This window comes from Microbacterium sp. 18062, assembly GCF_902706225.1.
In the GTDB taxonomy this organism is placed as follows: Bacteria; Actinomycetota; Actinomycetes; order Actinomycetales; family Microbacteriaceae; genus Microbacterium.
Genome location: NZ_CACSKB010000212.1, coordinates 1 through 530 on the forward strand (window position 1 = coordinate 1; position 530 = coordinate 530).

The 530-nt window shown below is 63.4% G+C and carries 1 protein-coding gene; it reads right to left on the reverse strand.

What is annotated here, in order from left to right; translation table 11 throughout:
* Nucleotides 1-27 precede the first annotated feature (27 nt).
* On the reverse strand, nucleotides 28-530 hold a 503-nt coding region (locus GVL03_RS19425), incomplete at its 5' end, for a hypothetical protein (RefSeq protein ID WP_200847283.1).

Genomic DNA, 530 nt, shown 5'->3' on the forward strand with positions numbered 1-530 from the left:
GAGCGATGCCGCAGCCTCCGGCATTGCTCAGCCTGCGCTTGTCGAATTCACTACTGGGCGAGATACCCGATCTGCGCCGACCAGCCGGACGACGTCGTCGCCGCTGTCCGGCTCAACCAGGTCCGTCCGGTAGGGCAAGCGGCTGCCCAACTGTGCTCGGAGGATATCGATCGCGTCACCTGCCAAGTGCGATGCTTTCATTCTGGCTGCCTGGATCTGGGAAGCCAGTGTTGCAGCAAGGGTCGATGCGTGTTGGCGGCCATTGGCATCCAGGCGCTTGTTGAAATCTTCCTTGCCTTCTGCGATAGCGGGCTCGTGCACGTTGCCCTTCAGCGCGATCGACAACGCCCGCGCGGATCTCTCGAGCGCCACGTCATCGCGCCCACGCTTGGGTTCGAAGGCTTGCGCCACGGCGATCATGATGCACACTGAAGTGGGGCCGTCGCCGGCCTTCCAGTGCAGGTCACGCCAGGCCTTCAGGTAACGGCACACGCGCTGCAGTTGCTCGGTGTGCTCCTCGACACGGTCAA